Origin of the sequence: Sphingomonas phyllosphaerae FA2 (genome assembly GCF_000427645.1) — a bacterium.
Classification (GTDB): Bacteria; Pseudomonadota; Alphaproteobacteria; order Sphingomonadales; family Sphingomonadaceae; genus Sphingomonas; species Sphingomonas phyllosphaerae.
On sequence record NZ_KE386571.1, the window covers coordinates 3,347,943 to 3,370,010 of the forward strand.

Sequence of the window (22,068 nt, forward strand, 5' to 3'; positions counted from 1 at the left end):
ACCAGCCGCGCCGGGGGCCGCAACCGCACGCGGGCGGCGGCCGGAGGCGGCGGTCCTACCGCGTGGCCACGGCCTTGCCCGCCCCGGTCGCCTGGCCGGGGCGTGGGGGGATCGGCACCAGCCGGCGCGGCGTCTTCCAGACGAACGGCGTCGCGGGCTTCATCATGCGCAGCCCGCCCAGCACGCCGCTGTTGCAGGACTTCAGCGCCTCGATGCAGTCCGCGGTCCACATCGCCATCACCTCGTCGTCCCAGGCACCGAACCAGTCGGCGTGGAAGGTCGACCCCGCCGGCATCCGCTCCGTGCCCGGCATCTCGTCGGAGGACAGATACCAGCTGTCGGCGCGTTGCGCGTCGACGCTGTACCACGATGCCAGCGTGAACGTCGGCACCACCAGAGGATGCGTCGACGGGCAGCGCAGATAGCCCCACGAGCCGTAGCTGGGATTGGCCATATGGTCGCGGTGATTGGGGCTATCCAGCCGCACACCGTCCCAGCAACCCGGCGCATAGACGATCGCACCCAGCCGGTTGCCGGCCGGGCAATTCGCCGCCGCCTCGGTGATCGTCTTGTAATGCCCCGATTTGGCGGTGGGGCCGTCGCAATCGAAATAGCTGCCGCCGGTCGGTGTCGTGCCGGTCAGCATGTCGTAGCCGAAGATGAAGCGCAGCCCGCGCGGCAGTGCGACGCAGTCCTTCGCCTGGCGGTGGCACTCGGCGCTGTTGCTGGGCAAGCGCTTGTAATAGATCGACACATAATCGGGGCGCACGACATGGCCGCGGCCGTCGAGCATCGCCGGCATCCAATAGGCCGAGCGGTTCAGGATGTTGACACAGGTGCTGTCGCCCGAGGTTCGCAGGCTGCGGTACGTGCTGCTGGCGTTCGCGCCGGTGTTGCCGAAGAACTGGTGCAGGTGGCTGCGGCCGGGCTGGTTCGGGTAGACGATCGGATCGTCGTAGCTGACCTGTCCGGGTTCGCACAGGAAGCGGAACGCGCCGATCGATTCGGTTGCCGCGGTTGGCGGCGTGTCGATCGGCTGGATCAGCGTCGCCGGTTTGACAGGCGACGGGATCGACGGCGGGACCTCCACGACCTCGCCGCTCAGCTGGGGCCGGACCTGATCGCCATGCAGGCTGCCGACGTTGTGCGAGACATGGTCCTTGCCATAGCCCGCCGCCTCCGGCCCGCGCAGCTCATATGCAGTGTCGTCGGCGCGCAGCTGCGACCGCTGTGCTGGAGCCGGGGACGCGCAACCGAGCAGCGACAAGGCGATGAGAAGGCGGCGGTACACGATCGGTCTCCAGCAGGCGCCCGCCTTATAGAGGAACCGCGCCACCGCGACAAACGCCGTGGCGGGCGCGCTCAACCGTACAGCCCGATCGGCCCGCGTCCGTTGGTCGACCATGTGGCCCAGTTCGGGACGACATAGGGCATGTCGGCATCGCTGACGCCATGCCACTTCAGGATCGCGCCGAGATATTCCTCCTGCGCGGTGGTCGGCAGGAAGCGGCCCTCGTTGCTGACGTCGTCGGCCCCGCCCAGCGTCGGGTCGGGATAGCGGCCGAAGACGCCGCCGGCCGTCACGCCCCCGCCGATCACCAGATGGTTGTTGCCCCACGCATGGTCGCAGCCGAGCTGCGCATTGCCGCGATAGGTGCGCCCGAAATCGCTCATCGTGAAGGCGGTGACATTGTCCTGCAGGCCGAGCGACTCCATCGCCTTGTAGAAGGCCGACAGCGCCAGCGCGAGATCGCCGAGCAGGTTGGCGTGCGTGCCGGCGACGACGTTGCCGAACGTCACCTGCGCATCGTGCGTATCGTAGCCGCCCTGCGAGACGAAGAACGACTGGCGCGTATGCCCGAAGGTCGAACGCGCCTCGATCATCCGCGCCACGCGCTTCAACTGCTGCGACACGTCCGAGGTAAGCGCCGCGCCGGTCGCAGGATCGACGAAGAACGCTTCGACGCTGCCGGTCGCGCCCAGCACCGCGCTGGTCGCGGCGCTCATCGCATAGGCGTCGCGCACTGTATCGGCGGTCGAGGCGGTGATGTCGTCGAGCCCGGTGCCGCCGGCGAGACTGCTGACCGCGGCATCGATCGCGCTGCTGTTGGTGCCGTAGCGCGACAGTACGCCCTTCGACGGAAGCACCAGGGGTTGCGCCTGCTGCCCGATCAACGCGACATTGTTGCCGCCGAACGAGATGACCGGCGGCACGCCGCTGGCACCCATGCGATCGTGGAGGCGACCCATGAAACCGTCCCGATTGACCGATTGCGCGCGCAATCCCTGCCAATGCTCCTGCTCGTCAGAATGGCTCATCAGGTTCGAGGGGCGCAGGTCCGGGCGGCTGATATAGGTCGCCTTGGTCAGCGGCGTGGCGAGCGTGCCGGTGTTGAGCACCAGCGCCATCGCGCCCTTGTCCCAGATCGGCGCGAGGCTGGCCATCGCCTTGTGCAGCCCCAGTCCGCTGCCGGCCAGCGGCACGACGCCTGATGGGGGCAGCGCGACGGTCTGGCGCGCGCTGACATAGGCCGAATAGGCGGCGCTGTCGGTGGGGACGAGCATGTTCCACCCGTCGTTGCCGCCGAACAGGAACACCCCGACCATCGCGCGGAAGCCGGTGCCGGGCGCGCCGTAGGCGACGCCGCGGCCGAACATGCCGAGCGCGGCGGCGGCGCCGGCACTCATCGCCATGTGGTGGAAATGGCGGCGGGAAATGTGCGTCATGAAACGTGATCCTCAGCGATCGACGAGGAAATTGGGGCTGCTGGCGGCGATGTAGAGCAAAGCCTGCGCGCGCTTTCGCGCCTGAACCTGCGCATTGGCGTTGGTGATCGACACCGCGGCGTTGCGCAGCGCCTGCTTCTGCGCCGCGGTCGCGGTGTTGTTGAGCATCAGCAGGTTGACCACCGCAACCAGCCGGTCGGGATCGGCGGCGATCGCCTCCCACCCGCCCCACAGCGGCGCTGTGTTCGCGGAGCTGTTGGTGTTGTTCAGATAATTGGCGAAGTTCCAGTCGCCCCGATTGCTCTCACCCTTGAGCGTCCAGTCGTAGATGAGATTCTGGAGCGCGATGGTGCCGCCCGCCGACAACAGCTTCGACGCCGGGCTGACCAGCCCGTTGCTGCGCGGCAACGGATAGTCGGGCGGGTAGAAGTTGAACACCGACGGTGCCTGGAACACCGGCTGGCCCAGCGCGCCGTCGCGGATCGTCATCGCCGCGCCATCGGTCTGGAGACCGAGCGCGCGGACCAGCGCGGTCATCGCCAGCACCGGTTCCTTGACCTTGCCGAAGCCGCCGCCGCGCGGCTCGTCGCCGCGGGCCTCGGGATCGAGCAGGATCGCGCGCACCACGGCCTTCAGATCGCCGCGCACGCCCTTGCCATTGTCGACGAACACCGCGCCGATCCGCGTGACATAGGCGGGCGACGGATTGGCCTTCACCAGATTCTGGATGAGCAGCCGGGCGAGGCGCGGCGGCGTGCTGGGATGGTTGAACGCGGCGTCCAGCGCGATGCGCACGCCTTCTGCCGGCGCCGCCCCGGCGGGCACGGTGACGCCCAGGAACGATTTCGCCTGCGTGTCATAGGCCCAGTTGACCGGGCGCACGATCATCGGCTGCGAGAAGTCGTTGCCGGTCCAGTCGGTACGACCGCCGCTCTTGACGTAGGTCCAGCCGGTGAGCGCGCGCGACAGCCCCTTGATGTCGTCCGGCCCGTAATTGGGGACGAGCGCGCCGTTGCCGGCCAGCACCGGCGTGCCGTCGGCGTTCAGCTGCATCGGCCCCATCGTGAAGAGCTGGAGCATCTCGCGCGCGTAATTCTCCGAGGGGGCGCTGCGCGCGCTGTCGGCCATCGACAGGTACCAGCCCATCGCGCCGTGCATCGTCACCTTGCCGAGCAGGTCGCGATAATTGCCGAACGCGCCGTCCAGCAGCACCTGCTGATAGGAGGCGATGCCCGACGTGCTGTTCACGCCGTTGCCCGAGATGACGAGAATCTGCGACAGCGCGAAGGCGACGCGCTGGCGAAGCTGATCGGGGGCGAGCGCGGCGTCGGCATAGAAGCGCGCCGCGGCCGGTGCGCGCGTGAAGTTGTTCTGCCAGCAGTTCACGATAGTGCGATCGGAGCAATAATCGTTCGGCACCCATTTTATCAGATCGGTGTAGGTGCTGCCGCGGACGCGAAATTGTTCGTCGATCCAGCCGGGGATGCCGAGTTCGGTGATCCGCGATACCAGCTGGGGCGTGGGTCCGAACGAGGCCTGGCGCGCGAGGCGCAGCACGTCGACCGGCACCGCGGCGGCGCCGTCGACCGTGGTGACCGGCTGGTTGAACGCGGTGAGTCCGGTGCTCCACGGCGTACTGTCGCCATTAGCGGTGAACAGCGCGAGGAAGCGCCAGAAGGCGTCGACGATCGACGAGGCCAATTCGCTGGCGCGCGTGGCGAGATAGGCGAAGCCGTCACTGGGGGAAGATTCTTCCGGCAGCTCGACGACCGGCGTAGGCGTAGGCGTCGGGGTGACCACGGCCGGGGTCGGGGTGGGTGTTGGCGTGGGCGCTGGCGCCACTACGACGGGCGTGGGCGTGGGCGTGGGCGTGGGCGCCGGTGCGACGACGACGGGGGTCGGCGTAGGTGTAGGCGTGGGTGCCGGCGCGACGACGACGGGAGTCGGCGTCGGCGTCGGTGTAGGCGTGGACGTCGCCACCGGATCGGGGAACGGGCTGACCGGCGCCGTCGGCGATGGCGACGGGGCAGGCGTGGGGGTCGCCGTTGGCGCCGGGGTCGGCGTGACGATCACGATCCCGCCATCGGTAGGCGAGGGGGTGGGGGACGGCGATGGCGTCGGCGTGACGCCGGGACCGGCGCTGCCCGAGCCGACCGACGGGGTCGGAGTGGGCGTCGGTGCGGTGACGACGACGACGGGGGCGGTGGAGGTGCTGCCTCCACCGCCGCTAGCACCGCCCCCGCCGCAGCTCGCCAGGGCGAGCGACGCGGTCGCCAGAAGAAGGTGTGTCCGTAACCGCGTCTTCGCCACAATGATCCGCCCGAATCTGAACTGCCGCCGCCGATTTGGCGGATGGGCAGCAGCTACGCGGATCGATTGAAGACGAGGTTAATGGTGCAGCAGTAAACAGACACAATAGACGAGCGATTACAATGTTGTCGTAGCGTAACGATCACGGAGGCGGGCGGTGTATTGTAGCTTACCTCTTATTAATCCCTCGCGCTTAACATGATCGCGTAACGCAACGATTGAGGACATGCGGCATCATGGAAGCGGCGAGCGGGCGTTCGACGGTCGACGACGATATCGCGGCGGCGCTGCGTCGGGCGGTCGCCTTTGCGGGATTGCTCGCGGTGACCGCGGTCGCGGCGATCGCCTGCACCGCTCGCACCCCGCAGCCGGCCGCCGGGATCGCGACCGATCGGCTGATGGCGCAGGAAGCCTTGTGGAACGCCGAAGCGACGCGTGCGTCGGCGATCGCCTTCCCGCCCGCGCTGCTGGCCCGTCGCAAGGATCCCAAGGTGGCGACCATTCTGGCCGAGGTGCAGCAGCAGCTATCTGCCGATCAATCCGCCTCGACCGCACGGCGCAGTGCCGTGCTGCGTCAGATGGACGAAGCGCGTGCCGAGCGCGATCTGCACGAATCGCAGCGGACGGTGCTGTTGGTGAAGATCGAGCAGGCCTCTGCGCTGATGCAGCAGCGCGGCCCCGCGGGCATCACCCCCGGGCTTCAAGGCGACCTGGCGTCGCTGAAGATTCAGGAGGCGAAGTCGTATGGCGGCGTCGTGCTGGCGAGCCGCAAGCTCAAGTTGCTTACCGAACGTATGATGACGCTCGCCAATGCCGAGCAGGCACGGGCGAACACGCGGCTGGAGTCGGTCCGCACCCAGCTGCGCGGTGGATAAGCGAAACCTGCCGCCGTCGGGCGGCAGGAGCGATCAGTAAGAGCCGCGCTGGAACAACACGCTGGGGACGGTGTAGGCGATGATCTTCACGTTCATCGCACACGATCGCGCGCGGCTGTACGTCACGTCATAGGCCACGCGACGACGATAGGACACGTCGTTGCGACCGCCGACCTGCCAGAGACCGGTGATACCCGGCCGCACGGCGCAATAATGTTCGAAATAGCGGCCATAGCGGCCGATCTCGCCGACCACGATCGGACGCGGTCCGACGAGGCTCATGTCGCCGCGCACGACGTTCCAGAGCTGCGGAAGCTCGTCGAGACTCGTCTTGCGCAGAAAACGGCCGATGCCGATCACGCGCGGATCGTCGCGCAGCTTGTGATCCCGCTCCCACTCGGCACGCGCCTCGGGACTGGTTTCGAGCAGGTGGCGCAGGCGCGCATCCGCGTCGACCACCATACTGCGGAACTTCAGACAGGGGAACGACCGCCCGCCGCGCCCGATGCGCTGGTGCGCGAAAATCACCGGGCCGGGATCGAGGATGTAGATCACCGCGGCCACGATCGCCATCAGCGGGGCGAGGATGATCAGCGCGGTCACCGCGAGAGTCACGTCGAGCACCCGGCTGGCGACATCGTCCAGCCGCTGCCACTTTGCGGAATCACTGATGCCGTTCGCTACGCCGGTCCGTTCCGGCGCAACCATCACGGTCGCTTCATGCACGGCTTCGCTCCCTGGACGTCACGCTGCATCGCAACAAATAAATCAAATCAGCCGAAATGGAAACCGGAAGAAAGTCACACTTTCCTCGCTTTGCCCCGCGATCATGGCGATCCGTCGTGGCGCAGGTTAAAGCGGCGTTTACCGGAATGGTTCCCCGTGGGCGATAACCCGTTGGCTGGGCGGGACAAGTTGAAGCGGTTAGGTGGGGCGAAGAAGCCTGCGTATCTCGGCACGGGACGCAGGCCGGTCTGCCGTCCTTGTTTGCGGTGCAGCGCTGCCCTAGTGCTCGGCGGGGGAGAACGCCGGGGTTGGGCCACCGTAACGACATCGATGGACTGCGTGCACTGGCCGTCCTGCCGATCGTGCTGTTCCATTTCGGTGCGGCGCTACTCTCGGGCGGCTACGTCGGGGTCGACGTGTTTTTCGTGATTTCCGGCTTCGTCATCGCGCGCAGCATCGTCGCCGATGTTGATGCCGGGCGGTTCAGCTTGCGGACCTTCTATGTGCGGCGAATCTGCCGGATCCTGCCGGCGCTGGTGGTCACGGTGGTGGCGGCGACGGCGGCGGCGTTCTGGCTGCTTCTGCCGGAGGATTTGACCTCGCACTTTCGCAGCGTCGCCGCGATCGGCGCATTCGCCTCGAACGTGTTTTTCTGGCGCTCGTCGGGGTATTTCGAGGTAGCCGCACAGACCCGCCTGTTGCTGCATAGCTGGTCGCTGGCGGTCGAGGAGCAATTCTATTTCCTGGCGCCGGTGCCGTTGGCGCTGCTCCATCGCAGGTTCCCGCGCGGGTGGTTGCGAGTGATCCTGATCGTCGCGGCCGCGAGCCTGGCGATGTCGATCGCCATGGTCTTCACCGCGCCGACCGCGGGCTATTTCCTGCTGCCCGGACGAGCGTGGGAACTGCTGCTGGGCGCGGCGATCGCACGAGCCGGTACTGCGCCGACCGATAACGCTCGGGCGCGCGAAGTGCTGGCGGTCGCCGGCGTGACGATGATCGTGGGCAGCATGGTGCTTCTCGAGGAAAAGTCGGCTTTCCCGGGCTGGAACGCACTCTTCCCGTGTCTCGGCACTGTGTTGGTCATTTTGGCGGGGACCGGCGCAGGACGGCTGCCGATCGTCAATCGGGCCTTGGCGACGACGCTTCCGCGCGCGATCGGTCGTATCTCCTATTCGCTTTACCTGGTCCATTGGCCGATCGTGGCGCTGTTTCAATATCGCCTGATGCGGGGGCCGACCGCGGTCGAGGGACTGGCGATGCTCGCCGTGAGCATCGTGCTCGCCGCATTGTCGTGGCGGTTCGTCGAGGAGCCGGCGCGCCGTTACGCCTATCGCTTGCGCGAACTGCCCGCGTCGCAGTGGCGAGTGATCGCGCTCGGCGCGGCATCGTCGGTGGCGATGATCGTGGCCGGGCTGGCGGGTGCGGCAGGCGGCGGCTGGCCCCGCCGATTTCCGGGCTACCGTACGGTCGTGATCAGCGGGCAGGAGCGGTGGGGCGGAACCACGTGTTTCAACGAGGATCCATCGCACGCCATAGCGTGGAATGCCGATCAATGCACCCGCGTCCGTGGAAATGGCGGGCGCATCCTGCTGTGGGGCGACAGCCATGCGGTGCAGTACGTCCCGGGATTGATCGACGAACAGGCATCGCTCGACCGCGACGTATTGCAATATACGTTTGCGGGCTGCCCGCCGATCTTCGCCTATTTTTCGGCGGCGCGGATTGGCTGCTCCCAATCGAATGCGCGCGTCCCGGCGCTGATCCGCCACTATCGCATTACGCAGGTGGTGCTTGCGGCGCGCTGGGACAAAGTGCCGTTGCGAACGCTGGGTGAACTGCACGCCACGATTGCGGCCTTGCAGCAGCTGGGCGTCAGCGTAACGGTAATCGGGCCATCGCCGATCTTCGCGGTGACGCCGCAGGCTTTCGACTATCTCTCCGGCCAATCGCGTCGTGCCCGCGGGATAGCCCAGCATCGGCTGGACCTCGAGATGATCGACCTCGTGCGCCGTGAAGCGGCCGGCGCACAATATGTCGAACCGCTGAAGACTCTGTGCCCCGCTGGCGCGTGCCCGTATCGTGTCGGATCGACGTGGCTCTATAGCGACGACGCGCATCTATCCGCCGCCGGATCGCGACAAGCGGCGCGCGCCTTCCTGATACCGGCGCTGCAGCACCGCTGAGCGCGACCGCTATTCTGCCCGAGCGGCAATTACCGGAGTGATTCCGCCTGCGCGGTGAGACGTGTGCCGGACGGCGCCGCGCGACGCGCAAAAAATCTACGACGCAAGGCCTTGAGGAGCGGCTGCTCGACGAACAGGTGGAGTGCCACCCCGACCACGCCGACGATGATCAGGGTGGCGACCATGATTGATGCCTGCATCGGCAGTGCCGCGTCACGGAAGAAGCGTCCGGCAACAACCGACACGGCTTTGATCACGAACGGATGGATCAGGTAAATGGCATAGCTCGCTTCGCCGAGTTGAAGGAGCATGGGATGACCCGCGCGGCCATCGCCACGCTCCAGCATCAACGCCGAGGCCACGATCGCGAAGGCAGGCACCCCCCATTTCACGATGTCGGGGATCGCGGGCCACAGCGTTGCCCCCATGACGAGCGCCAGCGCGGCGGCGCCCATGACCAGCAGCGCGAACATCCGATTACGGACGCCAGCGTGCGGGTCGGATGAGCCTTGCCAAAGGCGGTGCAGCCACAACCCCGCGCCGAATTCGAGCAACAGCGGGCTGGTATAGGTGCGGCCGATCGCGCCGTCAGGATCAGCGGCGAAGCCGACCACCACCAGCGCTGCCAACACGATGCTCAAAGCGATCAGTCGCGGCGTCGTGCCCCGTATCAGGAGCCCCGCAGCGAACAGCACGTAGAAGAACATTTCGTAATTGAGCGTCCATCCGATGAACAAGACCGGATGAATTTCGCCGGCTCGGTCGACATATGGCACGAAGAACAAGGAGCGAAGGATCATTCCGGCATCAGGAACGCCGGCCTTGCTGGCCAGCGCCGGAATGAACGGTCCCGCTACCCCGATCAGCAGCGTCAACAGCCAGTAGAGCGGTGCGACGCGGATCAGCCGCTTCGCCATGAATGCGCCAGGCCGACCGACATCGTCGCGCGCAGCGACATGCTGGATGATAAACCCGCTGATGACGAAGAAGATGTCGACGCCCGCCCGGCCGAATTCCAGCGGCAGCGACTGGCCAAGCGTGGTCAACAGCCGTGCATGATAAAGCACGACCAGATAGGCCGCGACGGCGCGTACGTATTGCAGGTTCGTCAGGAGAGCGCGCGGCCGCGCTTCGAGAGAAGGCTCGGGCAATAACACGTACTTTTTCGCCTCGGTCGAATTTGCGTGACCATGAGGCGCGAGCCCGGCCCTGCCAGCGGTCACACCGTCATAGCAGCGCTGCGATCAGCTTGGCCACCCCCGCCCACAGCACCACCGAGCCGCCCACGATCACGCCGAGCCGCACCGCGCCGGGAAACCGCTGGATCTCGGGTTCGGCGAGCGGCGGGGTGAGCGGCGAATCGCTCGTCATGTGGATAACGGTGCCGCCGCGGAACGCCTGCATCACTTCGGCGCGGCCGAGCGGCTCGCTGAATTCGCAGCCATAGCCGCCGGGCACCTGCCGGACGACGCGCGCGCTGGCACGGCCGCGGCCGGGCAGACCGATCGTCACCTCGCTGCCGAGCTCCAGCCGGGAGTCGGTGGCGACGCTGAACCCGGTTTCGGACAGGTCGCGGACATAGACGTCGTTCGCCTGCGCGCGTTCGTCACGCAGCGTGGATGGTTGATTGATCGTCTGCCGCTCGGCCGAGCGGCGATCGTCGGAATCGCTGGGTAGCAATATTGCCGGAATGAGCATCGCCGCGCCTTTCACTGAGCATCAAGGAGTTAGTCGTCGCAGAGCTACCAGCGGGTTAATGCGCGCCCCTTTTTGCGCCCGCGGAAACAACATCGACGGAATACGTTCAACGCACCGTAAGTTTTGTGTGCCGTTCCGGGACGGACGCACGGAAACCTTGGTAAATGGAGGGGTAAGTGCGTTTCGATCGGACGGAACAATTTGCCGCCAGCGGCGTGCCGCTGGTCTTCGACCGCTTCGGATTGATCGGCCCGTTCATCGCCGACGTCGTCGATCCATTGTCGGCGGCGCGCGGGATGCTGATCGGGCTGACGCTGGCGACAGCACTCTGGTTGGTGATCGCCGCGCTGGTGATCTGACGCCGCACATTGCGCGACCGGAACGGAACGTCGGCCATCGGTCAGTTCCGAACCGGCACGACGTGCGGCTTGGCGGTCCAGACGAAGCCGCTGAACATCTTTAGCTGCTTGCCATTGCCAAGGTCGCCGCCGTTGCAGCTCAGAAGCTTGTCGATGCAGTTCGCCATCCACGTCCGCATCACCGAGTCGTCCCACGCGCCGAACCAGTCGGCGTGCAGCGTGCTTCCCGGGCGCATCATCGGCATGCCGGGCATCTCGTCCGAGGCCAGGTGCCAGCTCTTCGCCGTTCCGTCCCACGTGCCTGAGGTGTCGAGATCCTCGTCCACGCTGTACCAGGCCGCGATCGAGAAGCCCGGCACGACATAGGGGTGCGTGTCTGGGCACTTCAGGTAGCCCCAGTTGCCGAAGCCCGGATAGGCCATGTGCGAGCGGTGGTCGGCAGTGTCGAGGTTCTTGCCGTCCCAGCAGGTGGGTGAGGCGAGAACCGCGCCAAGCTGATTGCCGACGGGGCAATTCTTCGCCGCCTCGACAATGTCGGCGAAATGGCCGGACTTGGCGGTCGGGCCCTGGCAATTGAACCAGCCGTTCTCGAATTTGGCCGACATGTCCGCCATGTTGAAGCCGAAGACATAGCGCAGGCCCCGCGGCAGCCCGACGCACGCCTTGCCGACGGTCTTACATTGGGGCGCCGTCTGCGGGTAGCTCTTGTAATAGATGGTGATATAGTCCGGCCGGACGACCCCGCCCTTGCCGTTCAGCATCGCCGGAACCCAGTACGCGCTGCGGTTCAGCGGGCTGTTGCAGGTGCTCTGGCCAGTGGTGCGCAGGCTTTCGTAGGTCGAATTGGCGTTGGCCAGCGTATTGCCGAAGAACTGGTGCAGGTGTGAGCGACCGGCCTGACCGGGGAAGACGACCGGGTCGTCGCGCAGCTCGTGGCTGGGATTGCAGATGAAGCGGAAGGCCCCGACGTCCTCGGTACCGGCCTGCGCGATGTCGCCCGTGCCCCAGGACGGCACCAGCTCCGAATTGACGTCGAAGTTGCTGGGGATCTCGGGATAGCCGTCGGGCGCCGCCAGGCTGCCCGGGGTTACTGCGACCGGTGCAGCGCTGGGCGTGGGTGTGGGCGTCGGCACCGGGGTCGGAGTCGGCGTGGGCACGGTCGCAACCGGTGCGGCGGCGGTCGGCGACGTCGCCTCACCGCCGCCGCCACCGCCGCATGAGGCGAGCGCCAGCGCGCCGGCGAGTTGCGCGAAGGTTCGGCCGGCGCGACGCGTCAGCGTGCCCGGTGCCGCATGACGCAGCAGCGACTTCATCAAAAAGCTCCATGCCCGGAGTGGCCGGACGTGCGTCCGGTCGGGATGGCTCTTTCTACCCTGCGGTGGTTAGGGCGGTGTGAAGCGGCGTGGTTACGCCCCGGTAAACATGGGGCAATTCAGCGCCACGCTGGCGCCCGTATCAGCGCGTCGCCGTGGCGCCGCGGCGGGCCCTCTGTCGTTTGACGCGGCGGGCCCATTGCGCGGCGTCGCGCAGGATCGGCCAACGATCGAAGAAGCGCAGATCGGCGATGTCGGTGCGCGACGGCCGCTGGTCCGCGATCGGCGGCACCGCGAAATGCGTGACGATCTCGGGATGCGCGCGCCGGTACCAGACATAGGCGCCATCGATCGTCGGGTGGTCGTCGAGCGTGAGCAACCCGCGCAGATAGGCGGCCAACGCGGGAACGATGTCCGCGCGAAACCCCATGCAATGCGACCCGATGATGTCGCTTCGCGGCAGGTCGTCCGGGTTCGCCGCGTGATAGCCGCCGTAGAAGAGCTGACAGTCGGCCGGCAGCACCGTGTCGCGCGCGGCGACGGTGAAATCGGCATCGTCCTCGAGGATCAGCACGCTGGCGCCAGCAGCCGCGGCGGCGTCGAGGATGTCGAGATGGCTGTGATAACAGCCGCGCGCGCCGATCGAGCTGAAGGTGCCGGGGTCGTCGAAGCGGCAGGCGTCGAAGAAGGCGACGCGCGGGTCGGCGTCAGCACCGATCCTGCGCAGCTCCGCGATCATCTCCGCCCGGCGATCGGCGCGGTATTTGAGGTTGATGATGCGGACTTGGTCGAAATGGTCGAACAGCATCTCTCAATCCTTGCCGAACCAGCGCGCGAGCGGCAGCACCGCGGTGGCGATGTCGAATTCGCCCGCGATCTTCGCACGCGCGGCGGCCACCAGTCGATCGCCGAGTTCGGGCTCGTCGCGGATCCGCGCGATCGCGCCGCGCAGATCGAGCCAGTCGCCGGGGCGAAACAATAATCCTTCGACCCCGTCCTCGATCAATTCCGGCACGCCGGCCACGCGGCTGCCGATCACCGGCACGCCGATCGCCATCGCCTCCATCAGCACGATCGGCAGCCCTTCCATGAAACTGGGCAGGACCAGCAGATCGGCGCGCGCGATCGCCGCCAGCGTCGCGGCTTCGTCCAGGCGCCCGGCGAAGCGGACCCGGTCGGTGAGCCCGGCCACAGCAACTGCTTGCTCGATTTCCGCCAGCATCGGTCCATCGCCGACGAGCGTGAGATTGACGTCGAGTGGCGCGATCGCTTCAAGCAGCCCGAGGTGCCCCTTTTCGGCGGAGAGCCGGGCGACGCAGACGATCTCGCGCCGGGCACCGGTGCGTGGCGGCGCGGACGGTAGACTCGGGAGGTCGAGGCCGCAGCGGACCGTCGCGAATTTGTGCCAGTGCGCGGGTGCGGTGACGCGCATCGCCTGCGCGCGCCCGAACCACGAGACGCAGGCGGCGAACGTCGCCGCCTCCAGCTTCGCACCCAACGTCAGCCCGGCGGGGTAATCCGTTTCGGAAATGCCGTGCAGCGTCAGGCTCCACGGCAGCCCGGCGAAGCGCGCGGCAAGCATCCCAACCGTCGCGCCGGCATTGGCGAAATGATTGTGGACATGCGTGATGCCATCCTCGCGCAGCATCGCCGCGAGCACCACCGCCTCCGCGAAGTGGAACAGCGACCATAGCATCGCCTTCGCCCCCGGGGCGCGATGGCGCATCGCGAGCCGGAGCAGCGCGAACCACGCACCCGGCCGCGTCGTCACGGCGCGCAGATGCGCCTTGAGCAACGTTCCCGCCGCCATCGGCAGCACGAAACGCGTCTCGGCGAAGGATGCCTTGTCGGCCGGGGCCTTGAGTTCGGCGGCAGACGGGCGGCGGATGCTATAGCTGCGGATGTCGACGCCGTGGCGGCGCAGGCTGTCGACCTCCCGGCGGATGAAGGTGTGCGACGAGGCCGGATATTGGCTGACGACATAGGCGATGCGCGGGTCGGTCATTTGCAGGTGATCGCCGGTAAGTGGTGCCGCGCGCGAGCGACCGCCTGCCCCGTTGCGACGATGCCGATCCGGGTCGGCGTGCGGGGGAAAGGGAAGGTCATGCAGCCGCAGCGGTCGTCCAGTGAGCGTTGCGAATCAAGCCGGATTGATCCACCGCGACGGTCTCTAGCATCGCACAGATTAAATTCGAGGGATCGGCGAAGCGTGCGCGGCCGAATAAGGACATGACCATGCGGATATTGTTTGCGCTGCCCGGCTTCCATCGCTTCGAACGCGGCGCGGAGATCGCCTTGCTGTCGCTGGCCACCGAATTGGCGCGCGCGGCCGAGGACGTGACGGTGATCGGATCGGGCGAGGCGCGCGCGGGCACGCCGTATCGCTTCCTCCACGCCGGATCGGTGCGGCGCGAGCGGCTGGAGCATCTGCCGCGCCTGCCCGCGCTGCGCAGCGACACCGGGTGGGAGGAGGCGACGTTCGCGCCCGGCTTGCTGCGCGCCTATCGCCCGGCCGATCACGACGTGACGATCACCTGTTCCTTCCCCTTCACCAACTGGGTGCTGCGCCGCCCGGTGCTTGGCGGGCGGCGCCCCCCGCATGTGTTCGTCACGCAGAACGGCGAATGGCCGGCGGTTTCGAACGATTCGGAGTTCCGCACCTTCGGCTGCGAGGGACTGGTGTGCACCAACCCCGATTATTTCGAGCACAATCGTGACCGATGGCGCTGCGCGCTGATCCCCAACGGCATCGATGCGACGCGTTTTACGCCGGGCACAGCCGAGCGCGCGCGACTGGGGCTGCCCGAGCAGGGGCCGATCGTGCTGATGGTCAGCGCCTTGATCCCGTCGAAGCGCGTCGCGGACGGCGTGCGCGCGGTCAGCCACTTGCCCGATGCGCAACTGGTCGTGGCGGGCGACGGACCGGACCGCGACGCCATCGACAAGCTGGCCGGCGAATTGCTGCCCGGCCGCTTCCGCCGTCTGACGGTGGCGGCGACCGAGATGCCGGCGCTCTATCGCTCGGCCGATGTGTTCCTGCACCTGTCCAAGGAGGAATCGTTCGGGAACGTCTATATCGAGGCGCTTGGTTGCGGCACGCCGGTGGTGGGGCATGATTCGGCGCGGTTGCGGTGGATCGTCGGCGACGATGCGGTGCTGCTCGACACGTCCGATCCCGCGGCGGTGGCGCGTGCGCTTACCGAGGCGATGGCGGCGCGCGAGACGCTGGTGCCACGCGGGGTGGCGCGTGCGGCCGATTTCGCGTGGCCGCGGGTGGCGGCGCAATATCGCGATTTCCTGGCGGAGGTGATCGCGGCGCAGCGGCAGGCGTAACGCAGCCGCCGCGCCGCGAGGTCGTCAGCTCACGAAGTCGCGGAAATAGTCGATCGTCCGCTCCAGCCCCTCGCGGAGCTGCACCTTGGGCTCCCAGCCGAGCTTGTCGCGCGCGACGGTGATGTTGGGCTGGCGCTGCATCGGATCGTCCTGCGGCAGCGGGCGATAGTCGAGCGTCGACGACGAACCGGTCAGTTCGATCACCAACTCGGCGAGTTCGCGGATCGTGAATTCGTTGGGATTGCCGATGTTGACCGGTCCGGCGAAGTCCGGCGCGGTGTCCATCAGCCGCAGGAAGCCCTCGACCAGATCGTCGCGGTAGCAGAAGCTGCGCGTCTGCGAGCCGTCGCCGTACAGCGTGATCGGCTCGTCCTTCAGCGCCTGCATGATGAAGTTCGAGACGACGCGGCCGTCGGCGGGGTGCATTCGCGGGCCGTAGGTGTTGAAGATGCGCGCGACCTTCACCTCCAGCCCCAGCTGCCGGTGATAATCGAAGAACAACGTCTCGGCGCAGCGCTTGCCTTCGTCGTAGCAGGAGCGGATGCCGATCGGGTTGACGTTGCCCCAATAATCCTCGGTCTGCGGATGGACGTGCGGATCGCCGTAGACCTCGCTGGTCGACGCCTGGAAGATCTTGCACTTCAGCCGCTTCGCCAGCCCGAGCATGTTGATCGCACCGATCACGCTGGTCTTGGTCGTCTGCACCGGATCGTGCTGGTAATGGATCGGCGAGGCCGGGCAGGCGAGATTGTAAATCTCGTCGACCTCGACATAGAGCGGGAAGCACACGTCGTGGCGCATGAACTCGAAGCGCGGATTGGCGTGCAGATGCTCGATGTTGCGCTTGGCGCCGGTGAACAGATTGTCCACGCACACCACCTCGTCGCCGCGCTCCAGCAGGCGGTCGATCAGGTGCGAGCCGAGGAAGCCGGCGCCGCCGGTGACCAGAATACGCTTACGTGACTGATAATTGCGCGCCATCCGGCCCTGATCCCCTGTTTGTCGCCTGCCCGCGAGCGCCGGTCGGCGTCGCGTGCGAAGCGTTAGCCTCCGGCTACTAAGGAGGCGTTACGCCTTGCGCAAACATTGTTACGTACCCCGGATCACGCGCACCAACTATCGCCCGGCGCGCAGCCAGTCGGTCGGACGCTTGCGGGCAAGTCCCAGGTAGAGCGGTATTTTCCAGAGGATGTAGAGCGGCAGTCGTATCGCCGCTGCGCCGGACAGGAACGGCCGGCCGATCCGCGCCCATGCCGCCACCAACGCGGCCAGCGCGAGCAGCAGCAATGCGCCGAGCAGCAGCGCGGGCCACGCCGCCGCACCGATTAGCGCCAGCACGGCGAGCGCGCCCAGCCCCGCGACATCCAGCAGCAGCAGCAACGTCAGCGGCGGCACGGCGAGGCTGAGCCCCGCCCAGACCATACGCAAATTCCCGATGCGCAGGCCCGCGGCGATCGTGGGAAGCGCGTGACGCTTCGAGGTGGCGAGGAACCCACCCTCCCAGCGGGTGCGTTGCTTGAGCGTGCCCTCCGCGCTGCTCGCCGCGCTCCATACCGTCGCCTGTGCGGCGAAATGGGGAGGAGTGCCGCGCTGCGCGAGTTCGAGGCCGAGCGCCAGATCCTCGACGATGTCGTCGGTGGCGAGCGGTGCGTCGCGGAATACCGGCCAGGGGAAGGCCATCCCCGTGCCGGTCAGATTGACCCGACCGGCCAGCCGCTGCAACCCGCGTTGTCGCACCAGATTCTTGATTGCGAAGGCGAAATTCGACACCTGCACCATCGGCGCCGCGTCTCGCCAAGGCTGCATCAGATAGCTGGCCTGCGCGGGGGCATGGCGAGCGGTCGCGGCCAGTGTCGCAAGCGACGCGCGATCGATCGTGCAATCCGCGTCCAGTACCACGACGACGTCAAAAATATCGCCCTGCCCGGCGAGATGGTCGCGGGCGTGGGCGAGCGCGAAGCCTTTTCCGCGACGGGTGGGATCGTCGCGGCGCAGCACCTGGGCGCCGGCCTGACGGGCAAGATCGGCGGTATCGTCGGTGCAATTGTCCGCGACCACCAGCACGCGAAAGCGGTCGGGCAATTCGGCAGCGAGCAGGGTGAGCGTACGCGTGATGACCGCGGCTTCGTCATTGGCGGGCATGACGATCACGGTGCGGGCGCCGGTCTCCGGCATCATCGGCGCGCGCATCGAACGGAGCCCGGCGATCACCTCGACGGCGAAGGCCGCGGTCAATAGTGCGAGCGGCGCAGCGAGCGCTACCGCCACGATCGTCGCGATCACCTCCATTGCCGCCGTCCCCGTCGTTGCCCCGATGCCGTCGCTTCGCCTTTAGGCCGGGCAGCGGCGATCCGCCATGCCACGGCAACAGTTTACCGGTCCTTGAGGAACGGCGCTTCATAGCGGCGCGTCCCGGGGCGGGATGCCGGGTCGGTTGCAGCGGGGGGGCGGAATGTCTAGAAGGTCGAGGCCGGAAGGGGCGCCGGTGCCAGCCAGGATTGTGCCCGCGCGTCGGAAGCAGACAAGGTGAACAACGAAGCCGTCGGAACATGGGAGGCTGCGGACCGCAAGCCGGCACCACGCCGTGCAGCGACGTTGCGCTGGCCGTCACTTTCCTGGGGGGCATGGCTGCTGATCGCGGGAATGGTCGCGCTCGGCATTCCAACCATGCTCACCGTCGCACGCGTCAGCTGGTCGACCGAACAGGGCGGACATGGTCCGCTGGTGCTGGCGACCGGCCTGTGGCTGATGTGGCGCGAGGTGCCGAGGGTGATGCGGCTGCGCACGCCGGGCAACGTGCTGTTGGGCGGTGCCTTCGTCGCGTTGTGCCTGCTCGCGTATCTGGTCGCGCACATCACCGGGATCATCGAGATCGAGGGCTTTGCGTTCTACGGTGCGCTGCTGGGAGCCGGGTATCTGCTCTTTGGCGGGCCGGTGCTGCGCGAATTGTGGTTCCCGCTTCTCTATCTCGGCTTCGTCTTCCCGCCGCCCGATCAGGCGGTGGCGATCATCACCCAGCCGATCAAGATCGCGATCTCCGAACAGGCGGTGAACCTGCTTCATGCGCTGGGCTATCCAATCGGCAGCTCGGGCGTGTCGATCCAGATCGCGCAATATGACCTGCTGGTCGCCGCGGCGTGCGCCGGGCTGAATTCGATCATCAGCCTGACCGCGATCTGCCTTTTCTATATCTACGTCAGGCATCACGCCAACTGGCGCTACAGCGTGCTGTTGATGCTGACGATCATCCCGATCGCGGTGTTCGCCAATTTCGTGCGGGTGATCCTGCTGATCCTGATCACCTATTATTTCGGCGATGCCGCCGCGCAGGGGTTTGCGCATGATTTCGCCGGGCTGGTGATGTTCCTGATCTCGGTCCTGACGATCTTCGCGCTCGACGGGTTGGCGGCACCGCTGCGGCGTGCCTTGGGGGATGGCCATGACGACGATTGAGCACCCTGGGGACGATCGCTCGCTCAACCGGCGGCAGGCGATCCTTGGCGGCGCTTTCCTGCTGACCGCAGGCACCGCGGTGGCGCGGGTGCCGAGCCACAACATCGACCTGCTGGGCGATCGCAAGCTCGACAAGCTGATCCCGCAGAAGATCGGGGCGTGGGAATTCTATTCCAAGAGCGGACTGGTCGTGCCACCGGCCGACCAGTTGAAGGATGCGCTCTATTCGCAGCTGTTGACGCGGGTTTATGTCGCGCCGGATGCGTTGCCGATCATGCTGCTGATGGCGCAGAGCGGTGGGCAGACCGGGGTGCTGCAGGTGCACCGTCCCGAATATTGCTATCCCGCCAGCGGCTTCACGCTGATGGGGCGCAGCGTGCTGCCGGTGTCGTTGCCGGGCAGCCGGCTGGAGGCGACCGCGATCACCGCCGCTGCCGACGACCGGACCGAGCAATTGCTGTACTGGACCCGCGTCGGCGAGGATATGCCGCTGACCTGGGCGCGGCAGCGCTGGTCGGTGGCGCGCGCCAATCTGAAGGGCGACATCCCCGACGCAGTGCTGGTGCGCGTGTCGGCGCTGACCCCGGATCGCGACGCCGGGATGGCGACGCTGACCCGCTTCGTGCAGGCGATGTTCGCCGCGGTGCCGAGCGACGTTCGGCGCTTTTTGGACATTGACGCGCGCTGAGCGCGCGGGGGCGGATCAGGAGCGGCGCGGCAGCTCGATCGGCTTCAGCACCAGCAGGATGAAGGCGAGGTTGGCGACGATCAACAGGCCGGCCAGCAGGTCATGTCCTTCATTGCCCAGGTAATTGGCCAAAGCGCACATCGCGGCGCCGGCGAGATAGGCAATCATCGAATCCTGATGATCGTCCGCCATCGAACGCTGTAGGAACAGCACGACGAGTCCGGCGAAAATAGCCAGCGTCACCCAATCGTAGACCGTTTCCATAGTAGGTTCCCAATTACCGCCACGAGGCACTACAGGATTTGTCCGGCGGGTGCTAGTAACGGCACTGTGTCGAAATGACCCTGGGGGAATTTAGATGTTGAAGCGTGGTGCATTGCTGGCCGTGACCGCCCTGTCGCTGGCCACCGCGGCATGTGATCGCAAGCCGACCGGACAGAGCGTCGCGGTGGTGAATGGCGAAGAGATTTCGGCCGGCGAGCTGAACGGCGAGCTGCAGATCGCCAATGTACCGCCGAGTGCGGACCAGAAGCTGGCGCGCCAGCAGCTCTTGCAGGGCCTGATCGACCGTCGCCTGCTGGCGCAGGCCGCGCGCAAGAACGGCGTCGACAAGTCGCCGGAATTCCTGAGCCGTCAGCGTCGACTGACCGACGAGTTGCTGATCGCGATGAACGCCGAACGGCAGGCGGGTAGCAAGAAGCTGCCGGATCAGGCGGCGGTCGATGCCTTCATCGCGCAGAACCCGTATCAATTCGGGCAGCGGCAGATCCTGGCGTTGCAGCAGATCGCGATCGACGCGCCGTCCGATCCCAAGGCGCTGGCGCCGCTCGCCGATGCGCATTCGCTCGATGCTGTGGCCGCGGTGCTGACGCGCCTGAAGATCCCGTTCACGCGCACCAGCGGCCGCCTCGACACCGCGAGCGTTCCCCCCGAGGCGCTGAAGCGCATCTTTGCGCTGCCCGCGACCGAGCCGTTCGTGCTGCCGGCGAACGGCAAGCTGTATGCGAACATCATCGCCGGGCGCGAGCCGGTGCAGATGTCGCAGGACGACATGCGCAAGGCCGCGATGGCAGCGCTGCGCCAGCAGAACACGCGCGAAGGGCTGGCAGCCGACGTGAAGCAGCTGCGATCGACCGCGAAGATCGAATATCAGCCGGGCTATGCGCCGGTCGCGAATGCGACCCCGGCAGCGGGCGCGGCGAAGAAGTAACGTCGCTCGACAGGGCCGGCGATGTCGCCGGCCCTGTCTTCACCGCTTGTGGCAACGCGTATCATCTGCATAATACACTCTCTTGGATTGGGGGGGTGAGATGCGGATCGGCGAGACATTGATGCGCGGCGTGGCGGCGTTGGTGGCGGGCGGCCTTTCGGTGGCAGCGACCGCGCAGGATTACGTGCCGAGCTTCCGGCCCGATCGGCTGAAGGGACCGCCGCCCGGTCCGCCCAATCAGGTGCTGGTGCTCGGCAGCCCGCACCTTTCCTCGTTCAAGACGCTGCAACGCGACGCACTGGCGCCGTTGCTCGACCGGCTGGCGGCGTGGAAGCCCGAGGCGATTGCGACCGAGGACCTGTCGGGATTGCTGTGCGATTCGATGCGGCGCTACCCGTCGCGATGCGCCGACAGCGTCGCGACCTATTGCCCCGATCCGTCGGCGGCGGGCACCGCGCTGGAGCTTGATGTTCCCGCCGCCAATGTGGCGGTGACCCAGATGCTTGCGACCTGGCCGGCGGCGCCGAGCGCGGCGCAGCGGCGGCGGCTGGCGGCGCTGTTCCTTGCCGCCGGCGAGCCCGCGTCGGCGCTGGTGCAATGGCGCCGGCTGCCGGAGGCCGAGCGTCGCGTCGGCGACGGGCTTGACGCCGCGATGCTGGCTGAACTCGCACGCCGCTGGAGCCAGCCGGGCGAAACCGAATGGGTGGGGGTCGCGCTGGCGGTGCGGCTGGGGCTCGAACGGGTTTATGGGGTCGACGATCACAGCGCCGATGCACCAAGCCCCCCGGGCTACGAAGACGTCATCATGCGCGTCTGGGACAATGCCGCGATGCACGAGCGGGAGTCGTTCATGAAGCCGCTGGACGCGGGCGTGGCGCAGCCGGGCGGGGTGCTGGCGATGTACCGCGCGTACAACTCGCCCCGCGCGCAAGAGCTAGCCTATTGCAGCGATTTCGGCGCGACGTTCCTGGAGCCGTCGTCGCAGCGGTTCGGGCGTGGGTATCTCGGCTATTGGGAGACGCGCAACCTGCGGATGGTCGCGAACATCCGCGACGTGCTCGGGCTACACCCGGGCATCCGGCTGCTGGCGATCGTCGGGGCGTCGCACAAGGGCTATTACGAAGCGTACCTGAACCAGATGCACGACGTGCGATTGGTCGATGCCGGAAAGGTGCTGCGGTAGAGTCTGTACA

Annotated in this window: 21 protein-coding genes; 9 read left to right on the top strand and 12 right to left on the bottom strand. The window is 67.0% G+C overall.

Going from position 1 to position 22,068, the window contains the following annotated elements:
- Positions 1-55: 55 nt before the first annotated feature.
- The 3 genes from SPHPH_RS20015 to SPHPH_RS20025 all read right to left on the bottom strand — a co-directional run bounded on the left by SPHPH_RS20015 (position 56) and on the right by SPHPH_RS20025 (position 4,569).
- Positions 56-1,291, bottom strand: coding sequence for a DUF1996 domain-containing protein (locus SPHPH_RS20015; RefSeq protein WP_162143938.1), 1,236 nt, complete (start codon positions 1,289-1,291; stop codon positions 56-58).
- Positions 1,292-1,362: 71 nt separating this feature from the next.
- Positions 1,363-2,727 carry a DUF1501 domain-containing protein gene (locus SPHPH_RS20020; RefSeq protein ID WP_081668662.1) on the bottom strand — a complete coding sequence of 455 codons (1,365 nt, stop codon included), beginning with the start codon at positions 2,725-2,727 and terminating at the stop codon, positions 1,363-1,365.
- A gap of 12 nt (positions 2,728-2,739) precedes the next feature.
- Positions 2,740-4,569 (bottom strand): DUF1800 domain-containing protein, encoded by a 1,830-nt coding sequence (locus SPHPH_RS20025; protein WP_081668663.1) that lies wholly within the window; start codon positions 4,567-4,569, stop codon positions 2,740-2,742.
- A 16-nt stretch (positions 4,570-4,585) separates the two neighbouring features.
- Here SPHPH_RS20025 and SPHPH_RS21470 point away from each other — a divergent pair, with 16 nt between their 5' ends.
- Together SPHPH_RS21470 and SPHPH_RS0116335 are read left to right on the top strand one after the other, a co-directional pair.
- Entirely contained in the window at positions 4,586-5,107 is a 522-nt protein-coding gene (locus tag SPHPH_RS21470; RefSeq protein WP_238303382.1) for a hypothetical protein, read from the top strand.
- 166 nt (positions 5,108-5,273) lie between these two features.
- The gene (locus tag SPHPH_RS0116335; protein ID WP_028967657.1) at positions 5,274-5,912 is read left to right on the top strand and encodes a hypothetical protein; all 639 of its coding nucleotides are present in this window, start codon (positions 5,274-5,276) and stop codon (positions 5,910-5,912) included.
- Between the two features lie 33 nt (positions 5,913-5,945).
- Here the strand turns inward: SPHPH_RS0116335 and SPHPH_RS0116340 are convergent, their stop codons facing one another.
- A complete protein-coding gene (locus SPHPH_RS0116340; protein WP_238303145.1) occupies positions 5,946-6,638 on the bottom strand; it encodes a sugar transferase in 693 nt (230 codons plus the stop codon).
- A 308-nt stretch (positions 6,639-6,946) separates the two neighbouring features.
- Here SPHPH_RS0116340 and SPHPH_RS0116345 point away from each other — a divergent pair, with 308 nt between their 5' ends.
- Complete coding sequence (locus SPHPH_RS0116345) at positions 6,947-8,821, top strand: acyltransferase family protein (protein ID WP_028967659.1); 1,875 nt, start codon at positions 6,947-6,949, stop codon at positions 8,819-8,821.
- 29 nt (positions 8,822-8,850) lie between these two features.
- On the opposite strand, the gene SPHPH_RS20035 is transcribed toward SPHPH_RS0116345, so the two are convergent.
- Positions 8,851-9,978, bottom strand: a complete 1,128-nt coding sequence (locus SPHPH_RS20035; protein WP_162143940.1) for an acyltransferase family protein — start codon at positions 9,976-9,978, stop codon at positions 8,851-8,853.
- Between the two features lie 70 nt (positions 9,979-10,048).
- On the bottom strand, positions 10,049-10,519 hold the full coding sequence (locus tag SPHPH_RS20040; RefSeq protein WP_156026066.1) for a PilZ domain-containing protein: 471 nt from the start codon (positions 10,517-10,519) through the stop codon (positions 10,049-10,051).
- A 176-nt stretch (positions 10,520-10,695) separates the two neighbouring features.
- Here SPHPH_RS20040 and SPHPH_RS0116360 point away from each other — a divergent pair, with 176 nt between their 5' ends.
- Positions 10,696-10,878 carry a hypothetical protein gene (locus SPHPH_RS0116360; protein ID WP_028967660.1) on the top strand — a complete coding sequence of 61 codons (183 nt, stop codon included), beginning with the start codon at positions 10,696-10,698 and terminating at the stop codon, positions 10,876-10,878.
- Between the two features lie 41 nt (positions 10,879-10,919).
- On the opposite strand, the gene SPHPH_RS20575 is transcribed toward SPHPH_RS0116360, so the two are convergent.
- The 3 genes from SPHPH_RS20575 to SPHPH_RS20055 form a co-directional block, all read right to left on the bottom strand.
- Positions 10,920-12,191, bottom strand: coding sequence for a DUF1996 domain-containing protein (locus tag SPHPH_RS20575; RefSeq protein WP_051273072.1), 1,272 nt, complete (start codon positions 12,189-12,191; stop codon positions 10,920-10,922).
- 142 nt (positions 12,192-12,333) lie between these two features.
- Positions 12,334-12,999 carry a glycosyltransferase family 25 protein gene (locus SPHPH_RS0116375; RefSeq protein ID WP_028967661.1) on the bottom strand — a complete coding sequence of 222 codons (666 nt, stop codon included), beginning with the start codon at positions 12,997-12,999 and terminating at the stop codon, positions 12,334-12,336.
- 3 nt (positions 13,000-13,002) lie between these two features.
- On the bottom strand, positions 13,003-14,196 hold the full coding sequence (locus SPHPH_RS20055; RefSeq protein WP_051273073.1) for a glycosyltransferase family 4 protein: 1,194 nt from the start codon (positions 14,194-14,196) through the stop codon (positions 13,003-13,005).
- A 230-nt stretch (positions 14,197-14,426) separates the two neighbouring features.
- Here SPHPH_RS20055 and SPHPH_RS20060 point away from each other — a divergent pair, with 230 nt between their 5' ends.
- On the top strand, positions 14,427-15,524 hold the full coding sequence (locus SPHPH_RS20060) for a glycosyltransferase family 4 protein (RefSeq protein ID WP_037489824.1): 1,098 nt from the start codon (positions 14,427-14,429) through the stop codon (positions 15,522-15,524).
- A 24-nt stretch (positions 15,525-15,548) separates the two neighbouring features.
- On the opposite strand, the gene SPHPH_RS0116390 is transcribed toward SPHPH_RS20060, so the two are convergent.
- The gene (locus SPHPH_RS0116390) at positions 15,549-16,505 is read right to left on the bottom strand and encodes a UDP-glucuronic acid decarboxylase family protein (protein WP_028967662.1); all 957 of its coding nucleotides are present in this window, start codon (positions 16,503-16,505) and stop codon (positions 15,549-15,551) included.
- A 135-nt stretch (positions 16,506-16,640) separates the two neighbouring features.
- A complete protein-coding gene (locus tag SPHPH_RS0116395) occupies positions 16,641-17,813 on the bottom strand; it encodes a glycosyltransferase family 2 protein (RefSeq protein WP_028967663.1) in 1,173 nt (390 codons plus the stop codon).
- Positions 17,814-18,050: 237 nt separating this feature from the next.
- Here SPHPH_RS0116395 and xrtV point away from each other — a divergent pair, with 237 nt between their 5' ends.
- Positions 18,051-18,977 carry an exosortase V gene (gene xrtV, locus SPHPH_RS0116400; RefSeq protein ID WP_156026068.1) on the top strand — a complete coding sequence of 309 codons (927 nt, stop codon included), beginning with the start codon at positions 18,051-18,053 and terminating at the stop codon, positions 18,975-18,977.
- Positions 18,964-19,665, top strand: coding sequence for an exosortase-associated protein EpsI, V-type (gene epsI, locus SPHPH_RS0116405; protein WP_162143941.1), 702 nt, complete (start codon positions 18,964-18,966; stop codon positions 19,663-19,665). Before xrtV ends, epsI begins: the two co-directional genes overlap by 14 nt.
- Positions 19,666-19,680: 15 nt before the next feature.
- On the opposite strand, the gene SPHPH_RS0116410 is transcribed toward epsI, so the two are convergent.
- On the bottom strand, positions 19,681-19,929 hold the full coding sequence (locus SPHPH_RS0116410) for an XrtV sorting system accessory protein (protein ID WP_028967666.1): 249 nt from the start codon (positions 19,927-19,929) through the stop codon (positions 19,681-19,683).
- 94 nt (positions 19,930-20,023) lie between these two features.
- Between SPHPH_RS0116410 and SPHPH_RS0116415 the strand changes: the two genes are divergently transcribed.
- Positions 20,024-20,875, top strand: a complete 852-nt coding sequence (locus SPHPH_RS0116415) for a SurA N-terminal domain-containing protein (protein ID WP_028967667.1) — start codon at positions 20,024-20,026, stop codon at positions 20,873-20,875.
- Between the two features lie 100 nt (positions 20,876-20,975).
- Positions 20,976-22,058, top strand: coding sequence for a DUF5694 domain-containing protein (locus tag SPHPH_RS0116420; RefSeq protein WP_238303147.1), 1,083 nt, complete (start codon positions 20,976-20,978; stop codon positions 22,056-22,058).
- Positions 22,059-22,068 lie beyond the last annotated feature (10 nt).

Excerpts from the sequence above, each read along its gene's own strand:
- SPHPH_RS20020 (WP_081668662.1), bottom strand. The coding sequence starts at position 2,727 with ATGACGCACATTTCCCGCCGCCATTTCCACCACATGGCGATGAGTGCC.
- SPHPH_RS0116335 (WP_028967657.1), top strand. The coding sequence starts at position 5,274 with ATGGAAGCGGCGAGCGGGCGTTCGACGGTCGACGACGATATCGCGGCG.
- SPHPH_RS20040 (WP_156026066.1), bottom strand. The coding sequence starts at position 10,519 with ATGCTCATTCCGGCAATATTGCTACCCAGCGATTCCGACGATCGCCGC.
- SPHPH_RS20575 (WP_051273072.1), bottom strand. The coding sequence starts at position 12,191 with ATGAAGTCGCTGCTGCGTCATGCGGCACCGGGCACGCTGACGCGTCGC.
- SPHPH_RS0116375 (WP_028967661.1), bottom strand. The coding sequence starts at position 12,999 with ATGCTGTTCGACCATTTCGACCAAGTCCGCATCATCAACCTCAAATAC.
- SPHPH_RS20055 (WP_051273073.1), bottom strand. The coding sequence starts at position 14,196 with ATGACCGACCCGCGCATCGCCTATGTCGTCAGCCAATATCCGGCCTCG.
- SPHPH_RS20060 (WP_037489824.1), top strand. The coding sequence starts at position 14,427 with ATGCGGATATTGTTTGCGCTGCCCGGCTTCCATCGCTTCGAACGCGGC.
- SPHPH_RS0116390 (WP_028967662.1), bottom strand. The coding sequence starts at position 16,505 with ATGGCGCGCAATTATCAGTCACGTAAGCGTATTCTGGTCACCGGCGGC.
- SPHPH_RS0116395 (WP_028967663.1), bottom strand. The coding sequence starts at position 17,813 with ATGGAGGTGATCGCGACGATCGTGGCGGTAGCGCTCGCTGCGCCGCTC.
- epsI (WP_162143941.1), top strand. The coding sequence starts at position 18,964 with ATGACGACGATTGAGCACCCTGGGGACGATCGCTCGCTCAACCGGCGG.
- SPHPH_RS0116410 (WP_028967666.1), bottom strand. The coding sequence starts at position 19,929 with ATGGAAACGGTCTACGATTGGGTGACGCTGGCTATTTTCGCCGGACTC.
- SPHPH_RS0116415 (WP_028967667.1), top strand. The coding sequence starts at position 20,024 with ATGTTGAAGCGTGGTGCATTGCTGGCCGTGACCGCCCTGTCGCTGGCC.
- SPHPH_RS0116420 (WP_238303147.1), top strand. The coding sequence starts at position 20,976 with ATGCGGATCGGCGAGACATTGATGCGCGGCGTGGCGGCGTTGGTGGCG.